Source organism: Proteus penneri, assembly GCF_022369495.1.
Taxonomy (GTDB): Bacteria; Pseudomonadota; Gammaproteobacteria; order Enterobacterales; family Enterobacteriaceae; genus Proteus; species Proteus penneri.
The window spans coordinates 2707368-2726462 of sequence record NZ_CP059690.1; the positions used below are offsets into that span (position 1 = coordinate 2707368).

The 19095-nt window shown below is 38.8% G+C and carries 16 protein-coding genes and 1 riboswitch; of the genes, 8 read left to right on the forward strand and 8 right to left on the reverse strand.

What is annotated here, in order from left to right; translation table 11 throughout:
* Positions 1-141: 141 nt before the first annotated feature.
* From tolC to H1225_RS12270, 3 genes are all read left to right on the forward strand, one after another.
* The gene (gene tolC / locus H1225_RS12260) at positions 142-1539 is read left to right on the forward strand and encodes an outer membrane channel protein TolC (protein ID WP_072064304.1); all 1398 of its coding nucleotides are present in this window, start codon (positions 142-144) and stop codon (positions 1537-1539) included.
* Between the two features lie 329 nt (positions 1540-1868).
* Positions 1869-2597, forward strand: coding sequence for a DUF1190 family protein (locus H1225_RS12265; protein WP_072064305.1), 729 nt, complete (start codon positions 1869-1871; stop codon positions 2595-2597).
* A gap of 8 nt (positions 2598-2605) precedes the next feature.
* A complete protein-coding gene (locus H1225_RS12270; RefSeq protein WP_072064306.1) occupies positions 2606-3769 on the forward strand; it encodes a glutathionylspermidine synthase family protein in 1164 nt (387 codons plus the stop codon).
* 151 nt (positions 3770-3920) lie between these two features.
* Here the strand turns inward: H1225_RS12270 and ygiD are convergent, their stop codons facing one another.
* Both ygiD and ribB read right to left on the reverse strand, forming a co-directional pair.
* Entirely contained in the window at positions 3921-4706 is a 786-nt protein-coding gene (ygiD, locus tag H1225_RS12275; protein WP_072064307.1) for a 4,5-DOPA-extradiol-dioxygenase, read from the reverse strand.
* A gap of 175 nt (positions 4707-4881) precedes the next feature.
* Complete coding sequence (gene ribB / locus H1225_RS12280) at positions 4882-5535, reverse strand: 3,4-dihydroxy-2-butanone-4-phosphate synthase (RefSeq protein WP_006536009.1); 654 nt, start codon at positions 5533-5535, stop codon at positions 4882-4884.
* Between the two features lie 124 nt (positions 5536-5659).
* Positions 5660-5819: riboswitch (FMN riboswitch) on the reverse strand.
* Between the two features lie 201 nt (positions 5820-6020).
* Here ribB and ubiK point away from each other — a divergent pair.
* Positions 6021-6341 carry a ubiquinone biosynthesis accessory factor UbiK gene (gene ubiK, locus H1225_RS12285; protein WP_161737867.1) on the forward strand — a complete coding sequence of 107 codons (321 nt, stop codon included), beginning with the start codon at positions 6021-6023 and terminating at the stop codon, positions 6339-6341.
* Positions 6342-6439: 98 nt separating this feature from the next.
* Here the strand turns inward: ubiK and H1225_RS12290 are convergent, their stop codons facing one another.
* Both H1225_RS12290 and H1225_RS12295 read right to left on the reverse strand, forming a co-directional pair.
* Positions 6440-7762: a 6-phospho-alpha-glucosidase gene (locus H1225_RS12290; RefSeq protein WP_072064309.1), complete on the reverse strand. Its 1323-nt coding sequence runs from the start codon at positions 7760-7762 to the stop codon at positions 6440-6442.
* The gene (locus H1225_RS12295) at positions 7762-9390 is read right to left on the reverse strand and encodes an alpha-glucoside-specific PTS transporter subunit IIBC (protein ID WP_239739138.1); all 1629 of its coding nucleotides are present in this window, start codon (positions 9388-9390) and stop codon (positions 7762-7764) included. The genes H1225_RS12290 and H1225_RS12295 overlap by 1 nt, the downstream gene beginning before the upstream one ends.
* A 301-nt stretch (positions 9391-9691) precedes the next feature.
* On the opposite strand from H1225_RS12295, the gene H1225_RS12300 reads away from it, so the two are divergent.
* Positions 9692-10396, forward strand: a complete 705-nt coding sequence (locus H1225_RS12300) for a GntR family transcriptional regulator (RefSeq protein WP_109399982.1) — start codon at positions 9692-9694, stop codon at positions 10394-10396.
* 74 nt (positions 10397-10470) lie between these two features.
* Here H1225_RS12300 and hldE read toward each other — a convergent pair whose 3' ends face one another.
* The 3 genes from hldE to H1225_RS12315 form a co-directional block, all read right to left on the reverse strand.
* Positions 10471-11895, reverse strand: coding sequence for a bifunctional D-glycero-beta-D-manno-heptose-7-phosphate kinase/D-glycero-beta-D-manno-heptose 1-phosphate adenylyltransferase HldE (gene hldE / locus H1225_RS12305; RefSeq protein ID WP_072064312.1), 1425 nt, complete (start codon positions 11893-11895; stop codon positions 10471-10473).
* A gap of 96 nt (positions 11896-11991) precedes the next feature.
* A complete protein-coding gene (glnE, locus tag H1225_RS12310) occupies positions 11992-14832 on the reverse strand; it encodes a bifunctional [glutamate--ammonia ligase]-adenylyl-L-tyrosine phosphorylase/[glutamate--ammonia-ligase] adenylyltransferase (RefSeq protein ID WP_239739139.1) in 2841 nt (946 codons plus the stop codon).
* A gap of 26 nt (positions 14833-14858) precedes the next feature.
* On the reverse strand, positions 14859-15782 hold the full coding sequence (locus tag H1225_RS12315) for a CYTH domain-containing protein (protein ID WP_161769523.1): 924 nt from the start codon (positions 15780-15782) through the stop codon (positions 14859-14861).
* 219 nt (positions 15783-16001) lie between these two features.
* Between H1225_RS12315 and H1225_RS12320 the strand changes: the two genes are divergently transcribed.
* Positions 16002-16622 carry a TIGR04211 family SH3 domain-containing protein gene (locus tag H1225_RS12320; RefSeq protein WP_072064315.1) on the forward strand — a complete coding sequence of 207 codons (621 nt, stop codon included), beginning with the start codon at positions 16002-16004 and terminating at the stop codon, positions 16620-16622.
* Positions 16623-16649: 27 nt separating this feature from the next.
* Positions 16650-17888 (forward strand): multifunctional CCA addition/repair protein, encoded by a 1239-nt coding sequence (locus tag H1225_RS12325; protein WP_109399985.1) that lies wholly within the window; start codon positions 16650-16652, stop codon positions 17886-17888.
* On the opposite strand, the gene folB is transcribed toward H1225_RS12325, so the two are convergent.
* Entirely contained in the window at positions 17889-18239 is a 351-nt protein-coding gene (gene folB, locus H1225_RS12330) for a bifunctional dihydroneopterin aldolase/7,8-dihydroneopterin epimerase (RefSeq protein ID WP_239739692.1), read from the reverse strand.
* A 104-nt stretch (positions 18240-18343) separates the two neighbouring features.
* Between folB and plsY the strand changes: the two genes are divergently transcribed.
* Positions 18344-19000 carry a glycerol-3-phosphate 1-O-acyltransferase PlsY gene (plsY, locus tag H1225_RS12335; protein ID WP_006536028.1) on the forward strand — a complete coding sequence of 219 codons (657 nt, stop codon included), beginning with the start codon at positions 18344-18346 and terminating at the stop codon, positions 18998-19000.
* The last annotated feature ends 95 nt before the right edge of the window (positions 19001-19095 follow it).

Below are 19095 nucleotides of genomic sequence, written 5' to 3' on the forward strand. Positions count from 1 at the left end.
AACAATTCATGTAAAGTTAATCTAAAATAAAAGGATATGGCACAAATGGCTACCCCTACTTAGGGAAACAATCTGCTAGAATTATCCCCAATCAAGATTAACAGAGGCAACTCAGCGAAACTGTTGCAACAAGGAATTAAAATGAAAAAACTGCTCTCTCTTTTGGTCACGATGAGTTTGGCAGGATTCAGCACTGCAAGTCAGGCTGAGGATCTGCTTCAAGTTTATCAAAAAGCAAAGGACAGTAACCCTGAGTTACGCAAGTCATTAGCTGAAAGAAATCAAGCTTTTGAAAAAATTAATGAAGCTCGTGGCTCATTATTACCCCAATTAGGATTAGGTGCCTCTGCCGATTATAAAAGCGGCTACCGCGATAATAACAACACCGAATCCAATTCTATTGGTGCAAGTTTAACGCTAACTCAAAGTGTGTTTAACATGTCATTATGGCGCCAGTTAAACATTCAAGAAAAAACTGCGGGTATGAGCGATGTGACTTATCAAACAAGTCAGCAAAAGCTGATTTTAGACACCGCGACCGCTTACTTTGATGTTTTACGTGCTATTGATTCATTATCATTTATTGAAGCGCAAAAAGAACAAGTTTACCGTCAGTTAGATCAAACAACTCAACGTTTTAACGTAGGTTTAGTGGCTATTACTGACGTACAAAATGCGCGTGCAAATTATGATAGCGTACTGGCACAAGAAGTGGTTGGCCGTAACCAATTAGATAACGCATTAGAGAAACTACGCCAAGTCAGTGGTATTTATTACATTAATCTGGCATCACTCAATATCAGCCGTTTTTCAACAACATCACCAGACTCTATTGAGAAACTGTTAAAAGATGCCGAAGAACGTAACTTAAGTTTATTAAGTGCACGTTTAGGCCAAGATTTAGCGCGCGAAAATATTCGTTTAGCGCAATCTGGTCACTTACCAACCGTAGATTTAAATGCATCAACTGGCGTATCCAATAGCCATAGTCACGGTAGCGCATTACCTCCTGTAACGCCTAACACTAGTCGCAATAGTTACAGTGGTCAAAATAGTATTGGTCTGTCTGTTAGTATTCCTCTGTATACAGGTGGCAGAACAAGCTCACAAGTTGAACAAGCACAATATGGTTTTACGAGTGCAAGCGAACAATTAGAGTCGGTTTATCGTTCTATTGTCCAAATCGCACGTTCTTCTTATAACAATATTTCTGCATCAATCAGTAGCATCAAAGCGTATCAACAAGTTGTTGTTTCTGCACAAAGTTCATTAGATGCAACTGAAGCGGGTTATCAAGTGGGTACTCGTACTATTGTTGATGTGTTAAATGCCACAACAACACTTTATGATGCAAAACAAAAATTATCCAACGCACGTTATGACTATTTAATTAACCAACTAAATATTGAATATGCACGTGGCACATTAAATGAAAATGACTTAATTCAGCTAAATAATACACTGGGTGCAGAAGTTTCTACTTCACCAGATAGTATTATTCGCTCGTTAACAAGCCCTGCTCTTAACGTTGCTCCGTGATCGTGAATTAAGAATTTAGCCACTTATAAAAAACCGCTTTCAGCAATAAACTGATAAGCGGTTTTTTTATGCTTATTCTTAACATTACAATATCATGTTATGGCTTAAATTAAGATCTCAACAATATCTATATTCTTGTATTAACAAATAGCTTAATCACAATTAGGTTAAAAAGAGAAGATTCACCTAATTTCATTATTCTTAACCTTATAAAGATCACAAATTTCTGGTTATCCCTGATGATTAGGCGTTTCTTATTTATTTTCTAGACTATTTAACCTATCCTAGCTTTTATTTTGAACGTGTTACCTTTTATGGATCTTACCAATATGCCAATGAAACGTACCAAATCGATTAATCGAGATGCTTTCCGTAAAGCATTCCGTCCTTATCGTCTGGCGCCTGTTGCAATCGCCATCACTGCTGTATTCGCGCTTTCAGGATGTGAAGAGAGCGATGAGACAGTTTCACTGTATATGAATGCACAAGAATGTGCTCAAGCGAATCCTTCACAAGCAGCACAGTGTGAAGACTCTTATCGTACTGCATTACAAGAGGCACAACGTACAGCACCTAAATACGCAACATTAGAAGATTGTGTAGCTGAATTCGGTGATGCTCAATGTACACAAACAGCGTCGATTGATGGACAAGCTGTGAGTACTGAAAATGCCAATAATTTAAACCCAGACAGCTCACAAATGGCCCAAGCTAACTCCGGTGGTAGCTTCTTTATGCCATTAATGGCGGGTTATATGATGGGTCGCTTAATGGGGGGTGGCGCACCAGCACAACCACTGTTTAGTTCGCGTAATCCAACAAGCCCTGCAAACGGTAAATTTGTGGATGCGACAGGCCGTAACTATGGTCCTGCGGTTGGTGGGCGTCAAATGAACGTACCAAAAACAGCCATGACACCAAAACCATCAACAACCTCAACAATAACACGTGGTGGCTTTGGTAATACGGTTTCAAGACAAGCTGCGGCTCAACGTACCAATGCTACGAATAATAACCGTAGCTCAACCGGTTCATCTTCTTATCGTTCAGGTGGTTAATTAAAACCATGAAACGCGAAAATATCATTGAACGCCCGGATTGGCGTGAAAAAGCAACTGAATTTGGCTTTAACTTTCATACAATGTATGGCGAGCCTTATTGGTCTGAAGATGCTTATTATCAATTCTCAATGGAAGAGGTTGAAACGTTAGAAGAAACGACAGAAGAGCTGCATCAGATGTGTTTACAAGTCGCTGATAAAGTGGCTAATAGCGAAGAGTTGCTGACTCGTTTTCAAATCCCTCGTCACTGTTGGGATTTTGTACGTGATTCATGGAAATCGTCTCAACCTTCGCTCTATTCACGTCTTGATTTAGCGTATGACGGTAAAAGTCCGGCAAAACTGTTAGAAAATAATGCAGACACACCAACTTCATTGTATGAATCTGCTTTTTTTCAATGGATCTGGCTTGAAGATCAAGTCAATGCAGGTCGTTTACCGCAAAATGCCGATCAATTTAATAGCATACAAGAAAAGTTGATTGATCGTTTTGCAGAGCTTCGTGATCAATACGGGATGCGTTATCTGCATATGTCTTGTTGCCAAGATACGCAAGAAGATCGTGGTACCGTTCAATACTTACAAGATTGTGCTGAAGAAGCAGAAGTCACAACTGACTTTGTCTTTATTGAAGATCTAGGTTTAGGTGAACGTGGTGAATTAACTGATCTGCAAGATCAGATAATCAGCAACATGTTTAAGCTTTACCCTTGGGAATTTATGTTCCGCGAAGACTTCTCAACTAAACTGGCTGATGCGGGTATTCGTTGGTTAGAGCCTTCTTGGAAGAGCATTATCTCAAATAAAGCATTATTACCAATGCTTTGGGAAATGTTCCCTAATCACCCCAATCTGCTACCTGCTTATTTTTATGAGGGTAAAGCGCCTGATTCATTATCACGTTATGTTATCAAGCCACTGTTTTCACGCGAAGGTGCAAATATTCGCATTGTTGAAAACGGCAAAGATATTGCTGTCGCAGATGGTCCTTACGGTGAAGAAGGCTTTATTGTTCAGGATTTCCACCCACTGCCAAAATTTGGCGATAGCTATACATTAATTGGTAGCTGGCTGGTTAACGACCAATCTGCAGGTATTTGCATCAGAGAAGATAGAGAGCTTATCACGCAAGATCTTTCACGCTTCTATCCACATATTATTTTAGATTAATAGAAATCTTAAAATTATATTGAGCACCTTATTGCTGATAAGCAGTAAGGTGTTTTTTATTCAAAATAGGTTTCGTTATTAGTAAAAAAGGCTAAATCCCATAAAATGAATTTAGCCTTTTACTTATATCAATAGGTTTTATTGGATGGTTTTATCCAATTTGAAACGTCATCATACTTAATGATTTATTCACAATATCATTATTCAACACTGTTACCTTTTCACCCGCTTGTTTTAAACCTAATAGATACAAAGCAGGCAAAAAATGATCGGGAGTAGGATGTGACAATCGCCCTTCTTCTGTTGATAAAATCGTAAATAACGCTTCTGGTACCTTATCGCTTTGTAAACTATTTTCGACTGCCTCATTAAAAGCCAATGCCCAAGGATAAGGCGTTGCGTCGCTGTTTTGCCAATCCATCATTCTTAAATTATGAACGATATTACCGCTACCAATAATTAAGACACCTTCTTTACGCAATTCAACCAGCTTTTGCCCTAATTCATAGTGCCATTGTGCCGATTGACGTGCATCAATGCTTAACTGAACAACTGGAATATTTGCGTTGGGATACATTTTTTCAAGTATTCCCCAACTTCCATGATCTAATCCCCATTGATCCATATCGAGTTTTAATTTAATCGGATCAATCAGATCTTCAATCAGTGCGGCTAAACCTATCGAGCCTCGCGCTGGATATTCTATTGCATACAATTCTGGTGGAAATCCATAAAAATCATGAATTGTCTTTGGTTGCGACATTGCCGTTACATACGTTCCATCAGTATACCAATGGGCTGAAATCACTAAAATCGCTTTAGGTTGAGGAAGCGTTTCCCCTAATTCTGACCAGAGGCGAGTATATGTATTATCTTCTAATACATTCATTGGACTACCATGCCCAATAAACAGTGCTGGCATCATTTTTGTTTCCATAACCACCTCTATGGCAAGTGTTCTTATCGTATAAGCATACTGCCTTATTACTTGAAATATAGTCAAAGAAGTATGAAATAGTTATTCAAAAAATATGAAAAAAGCCACCTAAGTTTCCTTAAGTGGCTTAAATAAGTGTGTGTGTGTTTTCAGTGTCGGTTATAACATGTTAATTTCAGCCAGCTTTTTTCTCCTTACGAAGACGATAAGCCACTAAATCTTCAATAGTTAACACTGGCATATTGTGCTTTTTAGCAAAAGTAATCACTTCTGGTGCTCTTGCCATTGTGCCATCGTCATTGGTTAATTCACATAACACTGCAACAGGTTTAAAACCAGCTAAAGTTGCTAAATCAATTGATGCTTCTGTGTGTCCGCCACGCGTTAACACACCACCAGGTTGAGCACGTAATGGGAATACATGACCTGGGCGATTTAAATCACTTGGTTTTGCATTGTCAGCGGCGGCTGCACGTACTGTGGTTAAACGATCAGATGCTGAAACACCTGTTGTTACGCCTTGTGCTGCTTCAATCGTTACTGTAAATGCCGTATGAAAATGACTGGTGTTATTCTCCACCATCATAGGCAAATCAAGTTGTTGACGACGTTCTTCTGTAATGCATAAACAAACAATACCACTACCATGACGAATAGACATCGCCATTTGTTCTGTAGTCATTGTTTCTGCGGCGAAAACCATATCGCCTTCATTTTCGCGATTCTCGTCGTCGAGCACCATCACGCCTTTACCCGCACGAAGGGCTTCTAGAGCAAGTTCAACACGCTCAAATGGATTACCGAATTCGGAAAGTAGCGTCTGATTCATGGTAAAAAAACCTCAATAATTAATGAAAGTTACCAGAATCAGGGCAGTCTTAGGAGTGGATCTCTGCTTAATAAAAACACAAGCAGAAACAACAGGAATGGATACAATGATCCTACTGATGCTATTTTATTCTCTCCCATCCAGACTTTAACTGTCGGCTCCAGAATTACACTGGATCTGCTGACCTTTGCATTACAATAGCAACACAAAGCGCTCGCGGGCTTTACCTATGTATTCAGGTATCTACCGCCGGTGGGGACTTTCACCCCGCCCTGAGATTAACGGTGAAACTATACGCTTTAAAATTATAAGAGGCAATCATCAATCGACGACAATCTTTGTTTCATCACATAATCATTTTATGACATACGGTTATTTAACGATTTATAATAAAAAGTAACAATAATCTTGATATCTAGTTTTATTCCCTCTGTCCTCATATTACACTTAACCTCAGCTTTCTATTTTATTTGTGAGGATTTCCCATGTTGGACCCGAAAAAACTTGAACAAGTCGCGCGCCAAATCCAAAACGTACTGCCACAAGGCGTTAAAGATTTTGGTGATGATATTGATAAAAAAATCCGCACTGTTCTGCAATCTCAATTAAACAAATTGGATTTAGTCAATCGCGAAGAGTTTGATGTACAAACTCAAGTCTTATTACGCACTCGTGAAAAACTTAATCGTTTAGAACAACGTTTAAATGAGCTAGAAGCGAGTCTGCAGGCAAAACCTCAAGCTGAAGTTACCCAAGTTGAAGAGGTTGAAATTGTGGTAGAAACTCCAGCAGAAAATAAAGCTTAGCCAATGACTTTATTGCTTATTTAAGCCATAAAGCAAAAACCCTGTATCTCATAAAGACACAGGGTTATTTTTTATCTACTAAATATCGTTATTAACAACTATTTTAATTCTGGCCAATAGTCTTTATTCGCTTCAATTAAATCATCTAAAATTGCTTTTGCAACAGTCGCACTAGGTACTGTTTTAGACATTGTAATCGCCTGCCAAAGTTTCAAATAAGATTTTTCAATCCATGCTTCTACTACTAATTTTTCAACTGCAACTTGTTGGCTCATCATCCCTTTTTGGAATAATGGAATTTTACCCATGACTAAAGGCTCTGGCCCATGGCTTCCGACAATACAAGGGATCTCCACCATTGCTTCAGGATCAAAGTTAATAATTGAACCGTTATTAGGAACGATCAGCAACATTCTTTCTTGAGTATTAAACGCGATAGCCGTTGCAAGATCGACAATATAAGAGGCATGTTCATCTATTTCAAGATGACCTGCTGATGATTTACCAGCGGCTGTAATGGCTCGACAAGCGCTAAATACATTCTTTTCTCTGTGCTCCATCACTTCATTCGCACGAGTATGATGAGGATCAGAATGCGCAACGACATAATCTGGGAATAGATAATACTTCAAGTAAGTGTTTGGCATCGTTGATGGATCTAACGCCCACACATCTTTTGCTTTACCGAATGTATCATTCCAACTTGCTTCAACCGGCTCACCTGCCACTTTTGGAATATATCCATGTTCGGCAACATGTTTACGAATAACCGGCAGTAAATCATTACCTTGCAAATCTTCGACCTGAGTCCACCAACCAAAGTGATTTAAACCGTAGTAACGGACTCGCATCTCTTTGCGTGATTTTAATCCTGCAATTTGTGCCATACGTGATTCAATGCCAATTGGCATATCACAAATATTTAAGATCTTCGCATTAGGTTTTAAACGGCGAGTAGCTTCAGCGACAATTGCTGCTGGGTTAGAATAATTTAGCATCCATGCATTTGGTGAATATTTTTCCATATATTCAACCAATTCCAATACTCCACCAATAGAGCGCATACCATAAGCGATACCACCAGGCCCACAGGTTTCTTGTCCTAATACGCCATGGCGTAAAGGAATTTTTTCATCTTTTTCACGCATTGGATATTTACCAACACGAATATGAGCCATAACAAAATCAACATCCGTGAAAGCAGTTTTAGGATCTGTGGTATAGCAAAATTCAATTTCAGGTGCTTTTTCAGTAAGAATTATTTCACAAGCTTTAGCAATGGTTTCTTGCCGCTCGGCATCATTGTCATAAAATTTGATGGCTCTTAATGGAAAACGTTTTAAATTTTCCAGTAGCATCAAAATAATACCGGGTGTAAATGTACTACCGCCACCTGCAATTACGACTGAGAACTTCTTCATTATATAGCCTCCGACAAGGTGATATTTTGTGTATCTTCTTTCATAAGTTGTTCAATTTTGTCTCTCACTTGAGAAACGTGTAGCCCGATAATGATTTGTAATGCATGACCTTTACGCACCACACCATGTACACCGAGCTCTTTAAAATAGGCATCCGTTTCAACTATCTCGTTATCTATCACTTCAATACGTAAACGTGTTGCACAGTTATTTAAAGATTTGATATTTTTACTTCCCCCTAGGCCTTCAAGAATGCCTTTAGGAAGGGCGAGTTTGCGGTCTTCTTTTTCTGTTTTTGAACTATCTGAAGTTTGTGACTTTTTATTTTTATAATCTTGTTTGCTATAAAGCTTGATCTCTTCATCATCTTCTTCACGACCTGGTGTTTTTAAATTAAGTTTGATAATTAATGTTCTAAACACCACAAACCAAATCATTGTAAAAATAAGGCCTATGACTATTTGTGTAATAATCATCCCGTAATGGTTATGGAACATAGGGATCCAATTCATAGGCAGGAAATTATCGATGATCCCCCCACCCATATTTCCGACAACACCAAAGTGATAAAGCGTTGTCGCTAATGTGGCGGCTAACACGGCATGAATGGCAAACAATAACGGAGAGATAAATAAGAATGTAAACTCTAACGGTTCTGTTATTCCCACAAATACCGCGGTCAATGCAGAGGGTATAAGTAAACCTGCAATTTTGGCTCTATTTTTAGGTGCAGCAGTAAAATAAAGAGCAAGTGCTATACCAATAGAACCAAAGACTTTGCTGTTGCCATGTAAAGCAAAGCCACCTTCAGGAAATAACTCTTTTAAAGATTGGGTGCTTTGACTGAAATATTGCATATTTTGAGCCCAATCAACTTGAATACCATGTTCAGTGACAGCGGGACCAAAAATAAAAGGACCATAAATAAAGTGATGCAAGCCAGTAGGAATTAAAATACGTTCAAGAAAGGTATATATCCAAACACCTAAAGAGCCAGATTCAACCATAAATACTTGCAAAGATTGAATACCAATTTGCACTTTAGGCCAGAAAAATAATGTTATCCACGCTAAAGGTAACATCACAAAAAAACTAATTAATACAACATAAGATGTTCCTTGAAATATACCTAAAAAGACAGGAAGTTGTTTATCGAAATAACGATTATGAATACCGGTAACTATACCCGCAATAATAATTGCTCCAATAATGCTGGTATCTAATGTTTTAATTCCAGCTATCATTGTTAAGCCACTATTTCCGCCGATTTCATTTGTAAAATCTACGCCGAAATAACTGCCCCAAACTATTCCCATTGCATTAATAAAATAATTCCAAGTGAGAAAACTTACCATTACAGCAAGACAAGCTCTTGCTTGTGCAGTTTTAGCTAAACCAATTGGTAAGCCAATTGCAAAAATAAGAGGCATATTACGAAAAACAGTCCATCCCCCTTCTTCAATAATATGAACAATTTGGGAAAATAAACTATCGGGTCTTAATAAATCTTCACTAATAAATAATGGATTCTGTAATAGAATTGCAATGCCTACAACAATACCTGCAAATGGAAATAGCAGGACAGGAGTAAACATGGCTCCACCAAATCGTTGTATTTGACTGAGCATAAAAATATCCTCTTATTTACTGCTACTGAAACGATATGCTATTTAATTCATTTTTTTTCTGTAAATTCAGATTAGATTCTTTTCTCTTTATTCTCTCATCTGAAATGAGTTATTCGTGATCTGATTCATACTAATCTTTCAGTCAAAGTGATCTCATTTTTAGTCAAAAGGCAGATCACTTTTTATTTTTTGATAACGTTCACATTTTAGAGTTATAAATGATTTTCTTATATATCAAAAAATTATATTCAGATAGATTAAATAAAAAGAGCCGATTTTAAGAGTGAAAAGAGGTATAAAAGTGATCTACAAAGACATTGCAAAAAGCCTAAGAATTCAAATAAATTCGGCTGGATACCAAATTGGTGACCCTTTACCAGCAGAAAAATCATTAGCACAACAATACAACGTATCGAGAATGACAATACGTAAAGCGGTGGATTTATTAGTGACCGCAGGATTATTAGAACGAAAACATGGCTCTGGTACTTATATTAAAGAAAAAGATGTTCATCATGAAAATGCTAGCCTAAAAGGCTTTGTCGAATTAATGGCAAATACAGGCCACAATGTAAGAAGTGAAGTGATAGAATTTAGCGTTATTCCCTGTCCTTTATCTATCGCCAGTAAACTACGAATTAATTCAAATGAACGTATTTTTTATTCAAGGAGAATACGTTACGTTGATAATAAACCACTTATTGTTGAAGATAGTTATATGCCTGTTAAATATTTTCGTAATTTAACCTTAACCCATTTAGAAGGTTCTAAATTTGATTTTATTGAAAATATTTGCCAAATAAAAATAGCGGGAAGTTACGAGACATTTCACCCTATAATACCAGACAACAATATTTGTCAATTATTAAAAATAGAGAATAACATTCCAATATTAAGACTCAGCACATTATCATACAGCACCAATGGTGATTATATAAATTATTCAATAATGTATAGAAATACCCAAGATTATATTGTTGAGTATCATTTAAAACGAGAGCAATAGTTATTAATAATAAATAATCGCTATAGCAAAAAGCACCCCGTAGAGTGCTTTTTAAACTTAATAAAAGAGCTTAATTATTTCTTTTTAATCGCATTAATAATATTTGTTGTAGAAATGCCATCTTCAAAGTTTAGCACTTTTACTTCACCGCCTGCAGCCCAAACTTCTTTACTACCCGCGATATCTTCAGGTTTATAATCACCACCTTTCACTAAGATATCCGGTAAGACAGAAGCGATTAAACGCTGTGGTGTATCTTCTTCAAATGCAACAACCCAGTCTACTGCACCTAAAGCGCCAAGCACTGTCATACGTTGCTCTAATGGATTAACAGGACGAGTTTCACCTTTTAAACGCTTTGTTGAAGCATCGCTATTTACAGCAACAATCAAACGATCACCTAATTTTCGTGCATTGGCTAAATAACTAACATGGCCTGCGTGAAGAATATCAAAACATCCATTAGTCATCACAATACGCTCACCGCGCTGACGTGCTAATTCAACTGCTTGTTTTAATTGTTCTTCTTCCATTATACCAAAACCGTTGTCAGCACGACCACGAATGGCGTTTTCCAGTTCAATAGGTGATACTGTCGATGTTCCTAATTTACCGACAACAACACCCGCTGCTGCATTAGCCAGGAAACAAGCTTCACTTAAAGGTTTGCCAGCAGCTAAAGAGGTGGCTAATACACCAATTACCGTATCACCAGCCCCAGTAACATCATAGACTTCTTGTGCTTGGGTTGGTAAATGCAATGGCGCTTCATTTGCACGAAGTAAGCTCATTCCACGTTCTGAACGAGTGATCAGCAACGCTTCAAGATCTAAATCTCGAACTAATTGAGTCCCTTTTTCCACCAGCTCATCATCGGTTTTACATACCCCAACGACTTGTTCAAATTCAGACATATTTGGCGTTAATAGCGTCGCACCACGATAGCGTTCAAAATCAGATCCCTTAGGATCAATTAATACAGGTACACCCGCTTTTTTTGCCAGTTGGATCATCTCTTGAACATGAGAAAGTGCGCCTTTCGCGTAATCTGATAAAATCAGAGCGCCAATAGAAGGCAACGCTTGTTGAATTCGTTCATAGATAGGTTGAGGATCAACGTTGCTAAACCCTTCTTCAAAATCAAGACGAATTAATTGCTGATTACGAGAAAGAACACGTAATTTTGTGATCGTTGGGTGTGTCGCAACAGAGACAAAATCACAACGCACATTGACCTGATTTAATGTATTACTCAATGCTTTTGCGGCTTCATCAATACCTGTTAAACCCACTAAACGCGAATTAGCACCAAGAGACGCAATATTCATCGCAACGTTTGCGGCACCGCCTGGTCGCTCTTCTGTGGTATCGACTTTAACCACTGGCACTGGGGCTTCTGGTGAAATTCGACTTGTTGGGCCATACCAATAGCGGTCTAACATGACGTCACCGACAACCAACACATTGGCCTTATTAAAATCCGGCAGCGTTACTTTCATCCCATACTCCACATTTATTTTCAAAATAAGCCGAAATAATACCATAACTTGTTAGGCAAAAAGAGATACACATAAAGACTTCATGCCAACAAACCATTACTCTTGTTCACCAAGCCACTTCAGTTTGCTTTTTAATACACACTCTCGCTCTGCGATAAAACAATGATTATCCACAATGGCAGGTAATGCTTGTAACGCCAGATGATGTAATTCATTACGCAAAGTGACATAAGCATGTGTTAAAGCGAGAGCTTCATCTTCATCCATTACTTGATGCTTTGCCATTAACTCAAAAATACGCACATTATCAGACCAACGAGTTAAAGCAGGGTATTGATGAGAAAAACGCAATACTAAATATTGCGCGATAAATTCAATATCAGTAATACCACCAGATGAGTTTTTTAAATCAAACTTGTCTGCTTGTGTTGGTGCAAGATGTTGTACCATTTTTTTACGCATATCGCGGACTTCATTTTGTAACACATCAGCATCCCGAGAGAGGCACAATGTTTCATGACGAATACGTGAAAACATCTGTTGTAGTTGCTCGTCACCGTAAATCATTCTGGCACGAATTAAGGCTTGATGTTCCCATGTCCAAGCTTCATTTTTCTGATATTCATCGAAAGCTTGGATCGTACTTACTAACATTCCTGATTCACCTGAAGGGCGTAAACGCGCATCGACTTCATACAATACGCCAGAGGAGGTTCGGGTACTAAATAAATGGATAATACGCTGTGCTAAACGAAGATAAAATTGGCGGGCATCGATCTGTTTTGCTCCAGTTGTCATGATATTCATTGGACAATCTAATAAAAAAACCAAGTCCAAATCTGAGCTATAGCCTAATTCCCATCCCCCCAATTTACCGTATCCAATCACCGCAAAGCCCAATCCATCACGATGAGATAAATGTTCAGGCTCACCATAACGTTTCACCATATATGACCAAGCTTGATGCACAACCGCATGAATAATAGCTTCAGCTAAATAGGTTAAATGATCGCTAACTTTCATCACCGGTAATACACCTGTGATATCTTCCGCAGCAATGCGCAACAGTTGGGCTTGCTTAAATTGGCGCAGTGCTTCTAATCGTTGCTCTTCATCTTCTTCTGGTACACGTAATAAATATTGACGTAATTCATCACGATAGGCATCTAAAGGTAGTGGCTGATAGAGTGAATTAGGATCAAGTAATTCATCTAACAATAAAGGATGAAGCGCTAATTGTTCTGCGATCATCGGAGATGCTGCACATAATCGAATAACGTGTGTTAAAACTTCATCAGACTCTTGCATCAACTCTAAATATGTCGTGCGACTGACAATGCTTAATAGTAATGGAGTGATCCGTTTTAACGTGACTAATGTTTGAGGTTGCTGGCAAATTTTAGCCAATAGTTTTGGCATTAAGGCGTCAAGAACATCGCGTCCTCTCGGCCCAATAGTTCGCTTGCCAATATCTTGGCGAAAAATCTGCAACGTCTGATTTATAGCCTCAAGCGCTTCAATGGTTAATGTTTCATGAAATAATGACGACGTTTCAGGTAAGCGTCCAAGTAACCAAAGACGTTTAAATTCAGAGATATCATCTTCATCATCGTTCTCGTCTTCTTCACCAATTAATTGCGTGAAAATCACGGAAACAGCCCGCATCTTGTGGTTAATCTCTTGATAAAGCGTATCCCAATCATCAAATCCCATTGCGAAAGTTAACCGTGCTTTATCTTCTTCACTTTCAGGTAAAGTTTGGGTTTGTTGATCGCCAATAGATTGCAGTAAGTTTTCTAATCGACGAAGGAAAAGATAACTATCAGACAATTGGGCGGTTTCTTGTGGCGTTAATAGTTCAAGTTTGGTGATAACATTAAGCACTGTTAATAATGAATTGTTTTGTAACTCAGGCTCCCTTCCTCCACGAATTAACTGGAAAACCTGAGTAATAAATTCGATTTCACGAATACCACCAGAGCCTAATTTTATATTATCAATCATGCCACGACGACGAACTTCACGACTTATCATGGATTTCATATTTCTAAGTGATTGAATAACACTAAAATCAATATAACGACGATAAACGAAAGGACGCAACATTTGCCGTAAAACTTGGCAATACTCTCTCTTTTCTGCACCTAAAACACGCGCTTTGATCATTGCATAGCGCTCCCAGTCTCGCCCTTGCTCTTGGTAATAATCTTCCAGCGCCGCAAAGCTCATCACCAAAGGCCCACTTTCACCAAAAGGGCGTAATCGCATATCAACACGATAGACAAAACCATCAATGGTATGCTGATCCAGCGCTTTAATAAGCTTTTGACCTAAGCGAGTAAAAAACTGTGCGTTATCTAATTCTCGACGTCCACCTTGCGTAAATCCATTTTCAGGATAGGCAAAAATTAAGTCGATATCAGAAGAAAAATTAAGTTCAAATCCACCTAATTTCCCCATGCCTAAAATCAGTAATGGCTGAGGTTTACCTTCACTATCACAAGGCGTCCCCCATTGTTGGCAACATTGCTGATAAAGCGTATCTCTCGCGACACAAATTAATGTTTCAGCCAATACACTCAAATGTTTTAGCACACAAGGAATATCGCCTAATTGAAAAAATTGTAACCATGCAATTCGCACTAATTGTTGATGACGAAATTGGCGTAAGATCCGCATCACATCATCTTCATTATCAATATTGGCTAATTTTGCCGTTAATTGAGATTCATAACTCTGCCATTCGACACAAGTTGGTGGATTTTGCCTGATATCAGTCAACCATTGAGGATTAACCCGAAAATGCTCGGTTGCAAAGGGACTAAATGCAAGAAATTGTTGTTCTTGTTCACTAAAAGGTGCCAGCGCATTAAGTTGAGAAGAAAAACCACACTGTGCTTTATCCCACAATGATTGAAGTACACTGATAACAGACATAAATAGATTCTCACGTTGTCAGGAAATTAAGCAATAGACAGTAACCACGACGTAGAAGATAACTTAAAGTTCAACCATAAAACATGATAATAGTTGGTTGCAGTTGTAAATGTTAACGGTGAAATTGCATTGAGTGACTGTTGCATAAATTCAGGCAGATCTGACTGTTTTTTGCACCAATCTGAAAATAATGCCAACATCGCTGGCATAGTTATTGTCGGAGGTGTTGGATTAGCAAAAATAGCTTCTTCTAATGCCTGTATTGCACTTAACCATTTTGTCAGTTGTTGTGCCGTAGTATCACTAGGAGAAAGATTTACGACACTCAACGATAACGCAGGCTTATCTTTTGCCAGATAATAACCTCGAGCCGCTTTACTGCGAGAGGCAAGACGTAATCCGCCTTTTTCACCTAAATACGTCGCTAATGCAATAACGTCTGACACCTTACCTTTTTTAAGTTCTAGCTCAAACTCTTCGATGGGTAATTCATATTGCTCAGTACGAATAGCACCTTGATCTAAGACCACTTCTATTTGACTGTCTTGATACTCAACAAGCCAGATTTCACGATAAAAATCGGTATGAAATAACACATTAAGCTGGGATTCTAATAAAGTGAGATCCGTTTTTTCTGGCCAGATTTCCGCAGGAAAGCGAGCCAAATCTAATTTAGGTTGTGTTAATTCAACGTTATATTCTGGACGTTGATGCAAACCTGCAACAACTTTACCCGCTGTTTTAATTGTCATTTCATAACGTTCATCAACACCACGAATACGCAACCCCATATCCCAACGACGAATTTGATTATCTGTCGTCTCAAAGTAAAGATTAGTCAGCTTTTTGGGGGCAGCGTGCTGATGTGGTAGAGTCAGAATGCGCTGAATAATGTGAGGAATAGCGGCAGGTATGGCACTCATTTTGAGTTCGGTTTCTAATTGGCTCATTCTATTTCCCTTAAGTAAATCAATTGATTAGTAAAATATTTAACGCATTTTCATTTAGCAAGTGATAGCCTAATAACAATAATGAATAAAAGGCAGATTATCCCTATATTCTACCAGTTAAGAGTGTTCTCATTCTGGTTTACTATTTGCTTACGCAAACTTTACTCTTTAGTATCAGTAAAAATATTCTCTTGTATAGATAAAAAAGTTGAAAACATAATGCGAAAATTACCCTTACTTTTTCTTTCCTTACTTGGCTTAGGTGTTTCTCTGAGCTCACACGCAGAAACTCGCTATGTTTCCGATGAATTATCCACTTATGTACACAGTGGACCTGGAAATCAGTATCGAATTGTTGGCTCTTTAAATTCGGGCTCAACCGTGACTGTACTTTCTCGTAATGCAGCAACGGGTTATGTACAGGTTAAAGATGATAAAGATCGTACTGTTTGGTTACCAGAAAACCAACTCAGCACGCAGCCAAGTATGCGTACTCGCATCCCTGCTATGGAAAAAGAGATCCAAACACTGCGTGATAAACTGGCAAATATCGACCAAAGCTGGAACCAACGCACCATTGATATGCAAAATAAAGTTTCAAACAGCGATGACATCATCAATGGTTTGAAAAAAGAAAATGAGCAAATGAGAACAAAGCTCGCTGTCGCAGAGAAAAAACTCGATTTTGCTAATCAACAGTTAGATGACCGACAACGTGACATCATTTTACAGTGGTTTATGTATGGTGGTGGTGTTGCTGGTGCAGGTCTGATTTTTGGTCTGATCCTTCCGCATATCATTCCTCGTCGTCGTAAACGCAACGATCGTTGGATGAACTAATATTCAGCCAAAAGGAATCATGATCCCGTGAATATATACCTTGTTGGTGGCGCTGTGCGTGATCAATTATTACAGATACCTGTAAAAGACAGAGATTGGGTTGTTGTTGGTGCAACACCCGAAGAACTGTTACAACAAGGCTATCAACAAGTCGGCAAAGATTTTCCTGTTTTTCTTCATCCTGATACGCATGAAGAATATGCACTTGCACGTACGGAACGAAAATCTGGATCAGGTTACACGGGATTTACTTGTTATGCCGCTCCTGATGTCACATTAGAAGACGATCTTGCACGTCGCGATCTCACTATAAATGCCATAGCGTATTCTGCAAATGGTGAATACATTGACCCTTACCAAGGTATAGATGACATCAATGCACGATTGCTTCGCCACGTCTCCGATGCCTTTTCAGAAGATCCTTTAAGAGTTTTGCGGGTTGCACGTTTTGCGGCTCGATTTGCGCCTTTAGGTTTTAGCGTAGCACCAGAAACACTGCAATTAATGAAGACAATGGCACAAAGTGGCGAACTAAATGCACTAACGGCAGAACGCGTTTGGAAAGAGACTGAAAAAGCCCTTGAGAGCCATGCCCCTCAGGTTTATTTTGAAGTTTTACGCCAGTGCGGTGCTTTAAAAGTTCTTTTCCCCGAAATTGATGCCTTATTTGGCGTACCGGCTCCTGAAAAATGGCACCCAGAAATCGATACGGGTATTCATGCCATGATGGTACTGAATATCGCCAGTCAATTAACAGACGATATTGCGGTACGCTTTAGTGCCTTATGTCATGATCTAGGAAAAGGATTAACGCCTCCTGAAAATTGGCCTCATCATCACGGTCATGGGCCTGCTGGTGTACCTTTAGTTGAAGCATTGTGTCAACGATATCGTATTCCAAATCACATTCGTGATTTGGCTCGTTTAACAGCAAAATTTCACGATCATATCCATCGTATCGATAGAATGCGCCCTTCTAAAATTATCCGCTTATTTGATGCTATTGATGCATGGCGAAAGCCTGAACGTGTTGAACAATTAGCAATGGTCAGTGAAGCGGATGCTAGAGGACGTCTCGGGTTAGAAAACCTAGCTTATCCACAACACGCATTTTTTTGCCAAGCTTTCGCCGTTGCAAATAATGTGGATATTAAGCCAATCATTGAAAGTGGATTAAAAGGAAGTGCAATACGAGATGCGCTAACCAAGCAACGAGAAGTTGCGATTATTAAATGGAAATCGCAACTTAATCGAGAAAGTGAGTAATTAAGCTTTACGCTCAATAATCACACCCACATTTGTCACTTGTGCAATAGCTCCCGGTTTCGCTAATTTAATTTTTACTCTTGGTACAGCAAATTGCGTTATCAATAGCTGTGCCACTTCTTCAGCTACTCGTTCAACTAATTCAAAACGTCGACTCTCGACATAATCAATGATTGCATTGCTCACACTGGCATAATCTAAACAATGAACAACATCATCAGTTTGGGATGCGCGTTTGTTATCCCATTCCATTTCGATATCGAACACTAATTTTTGTTTTATGGTTTTTTCCCAATCATAAACACCGATTGTAGTTATTACTGATAATTGCTCAATAAATACGATATCCATCACGTCATCTCTTATTTTTTCTGTTCATCGGATACCACTTCCGATGAAATATGCGTATTATCCATACATGCCTAACGAACTTACATAAACATTGGAGAATACAAATGAGTGCTAACGCACTTGGAATGATCATCTTCGCCTACTTGTGCGGCTCAATCTCCAGCGCGATATTGATTTGCCGACTGGCAAGATTACCTGATCCAAGAAAATTTGGCTCTGGCAATCCCGGAGCGACCAACGTCCTACGTATTGGTGGAAAAGTAGCCGCAGCAGCCGTTCTTATCTGTGACGTCCTAAAAGGGATGATCCCTGTTTGGCTCGCCTATTACTTAAATGTGCCTCCTTTTTACCTCGGCATTGTCGCCATTGCCGCATGTCTTGGGCATATCTACCCTGTTTTTTTCCACTTTAAAGGAGGAAAAGGGGTTGCAACCGCCTTTGGTGCCATTGCCGCAATTGGCTGGGATTTAAGTGGTCTTATCGCAGGAACGTGGTTACTCACCGTATTACTTAGTGGCTATTCATCACTTGGCGCGATTATCAGCGCATTACTCGCCCCTTTTTATGTTTGGTGGTTTAAACCAGAATTCACTTATCCCGTTGCGTTATTATCATGCCTTGTACTTTACCGCCATCATGACAATATTCAACGTTTATGGCGTGGTCAAGAGAGTCGGATTTGGCAAAAATTGAAGAAAAAAACGGAAAAAACAGAAAAAGAGATCATTCAAGAAGCAAAAGAACAAGAAAAAGAAGATTAATTACATTACGCTACGCTTCAAATAAACACCAAAAACAAAAAGCCACTTTTGAAAAAAAGTGGCTTTTTAACAAAGGAATAAAATCTAAATACTCA

Coding starts and splice junctions, on each gene's coding strand:
- glnE (WP_239739139.1), bottom strand. CDS start 14,832: ATGTCTGTTATCAGTGTACTTCAATCATTGTGGGATAAAGCACAGTGT.
- H1225_RS12295 (WP_239739138.1), bottom strand. CDS start 9,390: ATGCTCAGTCAAATACAACGATTTGGTGGAGCCATGTTTACTCCTGTC.
- tolC (WP_072064304.1), top strand. CDS start 142: ATGAAAAAACTGCTCTCTCTTTTGGTCACGATGAGTTTGGCAGGATTC.
- plsY (WP_006536028.1), top strand. CDS start 18,344: ATGAGTGCTAACGCACTTGGAATGATCATCTTCGCCTACTTGTGCGGC.
- ubiK (WP_161737867.1), top strand. CDS start 6,021: ATGTTGGACCCGAAAAAACTTGAACAAGTCGCGCGCCAAATCCAAAAC.
- hldE (WP_072064312.1), bottom strand. CDS start 11,895: ATGAAAGTAACGCTGCCGGATTTTAATAAGGCCAATGTGTTGGTTGTC.
- H1225_RS12290 (WP_072064309.1), bottom strand. CDS start 7,762: ATGAAGAAGTTCTCAGTCGTAATTGCAGGTGGCGGTAGTACATTTACA.
- H1225_RS12320 (WP_072064315.1), top strand. CDS start 16,002: ATGCGAAAATTACCCTTACTTTTTCTTTCCTTACTTGGCTTAGGTGTT.
- ygiD (WP_072064307.1), bottom strand. CDS start 4,706: ATGGAAACAAAAATGATGCCAGCACTGTTTATTGGGCATGGTAGTCCA.
- ribB (WP_006536009.1), bottom strand. CDS start 5,535: ATGAATCAGACGCTACTTTCCGAATTCGGTAATCCATTTGAGCGTGTT.
- H1225_RS12270 (WP_072064306.1), top strand. CDS start 2,606: ATGAAACGCGAAAATATCATTGAACGCCCGGATTGGCGTGAAAAAGCA.
- H1225_RS12315 (WP_161769523.1), bottom strand. CDS start 15,782: ATGAGCCAATTAGAAACCGAACTCAAAATGAGTGCCATACCTGCCGCT.
- H1225_RS12265 (WP_072064305.1), top strand. CDS start 1,869: ATGCCAATGAAACGTACCAAATCGATTAATCGAGATGCTTTCCGTAAA.
- folB (WP_239739692.1), bottom strand. CDS start 18,239: ATGGATATCGTATTTATTGAGCAATTATCAGTAATAACTACAATCGGT.